Raw genomic sequence first — 2119 nt, 5'->3', positions numbered from 1 at the left:
CGCTGATGGTACTGCAACTTGGTGGTTGTGGGAGAGTAAGTGACTGCCGCAATATTTTTTGGTGGGGGTGGCCTCGTCTGATTCCTGTTTGTGTGGGGGTTGGGCGGGGCCTTCCTCGTATTCATGGGTCGTGTTGCTGCTGACCACAAACGTGCCCAGCACTCCGTCGCGTCCGGCACTCAGCCGCCTCGATCCCGTTGGGTGCGCCGCATGAGGGTCAATGATCGCCGGCCCCATCATCTCCGTGTTCGACCTCCGGGGTGGAGGGCTTCGCGGGGGAGAGGATGCGATTGCCGGTCCCTGGCCGCGCGGAGTCCCTATGTGCCCCGTGAGCTCTTGTCGGCTTTCGCAATGATGCGTATCCTAGTCAGTAATGACTATAGTGACTATTATCTGAGCCGTTAGGAGCAAAGATGGCCGTCACCCGACAGGTGGAGCGCCGCCTCGGCGAAGTCGGTTCATCGATTCGACGATGGCGACTCATGCAGTCACTGAAAGCTGCTGAAGTCGCTGAGCGTGCCGGGATCTCGCGATCAACTCTGCAGAAGATCGAACGGGGAGACGCCGGCGTCTCCCTCGGCGCAGTCATGTCGGTCATGCAGGCATTGGGACAGCTTGATCACGTAGCCGACTCCTTTGACCCGTTGAGCACCGATGTCGGAAGACTGCGCTCGTCCGAATCGCTTCCGGAGCGAGTTCGCCGATGAGTGAGCAGGTGCGTGTGGAAATGACCCATGACGGCAGACCTGTTCACGTTGGGACCGCCTATTTCCACATCGGACGAGGGCAGATCTCGACCACCTTCAAATACTCCGATGAATATGCATCGGCCAGGTGGGCGTATTCGATAGATCCTCAACTCCCTCTGTCAACGGCACCTTTCAGCGTCCCGGGTCTGCCTGGCGCTTTCGCTGACTGCGCCCCGGACCGGTGGGGACGTAACCTTGTTGCCAAGGAGCACCGGCGATTAGTGGCTGAAGAGGCCGTCAGCGACCGCCGACTCACAGATGTCGACTACCTTCTCGGGGTCAGCGACTGTACCCGACAAGGCTCTCTTCGGTTTCGTCGCGGTCCCGATGGTCCCCTTCTCAGCGACAACAGTCGAGTACCGAAACTCCTTGCCCTGCCCGAGCTGCAACACGCAGCGGATGGCGTCCTAGAGGGCTCCGCTGGGGCTGTGAAACGCCTCCTCGACGCTGGGACCGGATCACTGGGTGGAGCTCGGCCGAAAGCGTCCGTGACCGACGACGAGGGAGCGCTGCATATCGCAAAGTTCACGCGCCCTGCCGATGAGTGGGACGTCATTGCGTGGGAGGGGGTGGCACTCGAGCTCGCGCGAATGGCAGGGATCGAAGTCCCAAGGTGCAGAACGCTCACCATCGACGGTCGATCCGTGCTCCTGCTGGAAAGGTTCGACCGGGACGCCCAACAACGCATCGGATACATCAGCGCAATGACAGCGACCGGCCGACGCGATGGAGAAGCCGCCGACTACCTCGACATCATTGAGGCAATCGAAGACCACAGCCGGCGTTGGAAGCGCGATTGCGCGGAACTGTACCGACGAGTGGTCTTCTCCGTCGCAGTGCACAATACAGACGACCATCTGCGAAACCACGGCTTCGTTCGGTCAGAGGCAGGGTGGCAGCTGAGCCCGGCCTTCGACATCAACACCGAACCTGAACGGGCAGTCGAACGGCAGACAGCGATCAACGGAGTGGTCTCAGCAGACGATGAGGCCGGAGCACTTCTTGACTTCGCTTCACTCTGTCACCTGACCGCACCGGCCGCGCGGACCATCATCCACGAAGTCGTCGACGCAGTCGCCAATTGGAACCCTCTGGCGGCCGGCAGAGGAATCCGCCGCTCGGAGCGCGACGCGGTGGGTCCTGTCATCGAGACTCAAAGCGATCGCCTGCGGGCAGCAGCAGAGCCGGGTTTCTGACCTCCGTGGCGCACGACGCTCTCTGCCCCGACGCTAGACTTTCCTGCGCCTGTTCCCCGGCAGTCCGTGTGGTGGGTGTCACGTGGGGAATGGCGGGTTTGGATTTGCGTGGACGGGTTTGCCTGGTCTAGAGTTATATCTCGTTGCCCCGCCGGAAACACAGTCTGAAAGACA

2 protein-coding genes are annotated in these 2119 nt (G+C 61.3%); both read left to right on the top strand.

Features of this window, described 5'->3' with window-relative positions; genetic code table 11:
- Positions 1-413: 413 nt before the first annotated feature.
- On the top strand, positions 414-707 hold the full coding sequence (locus tag EB836_RS17925; protein WP_135542797.1) for a helix-turn-helix transcriptional regulator: 294 nt from the start codon (positions 414-416) through the stop codon (positions 705-707).
- Positions 704-1945, top strand: coding sequence for a type II toxin-antitoxin system HipA family toxin (locus EB836_RS18670; RefSeq protein ID WP_135542796.1), 1242 nt, complete (start codon positions 704-706; stop codon positions 1943-1945). The genes EB836_RS17925 and EB836_RS18670 overlap by 4 nt, the downstream gene beginning before the upstream one ends.
- The last annotated feature ends 174 nt before the right edge of the window (positions 1946-2119 follow it).

The sequence above is a fragment of the Brevibacterium sp. S111 genome, assembly GCF_004745075.1.
GTDB lineage: Bacteria > Actinomycetota > Actinomycetes > Actinomycetales > Brevibacteriaceae > Brevibacterium.
The sequence above is the reverse complement of the archived record's forward strand: the minus strand, read 5'-3'. Positions and strand labels throughout refer to the sequence as shown.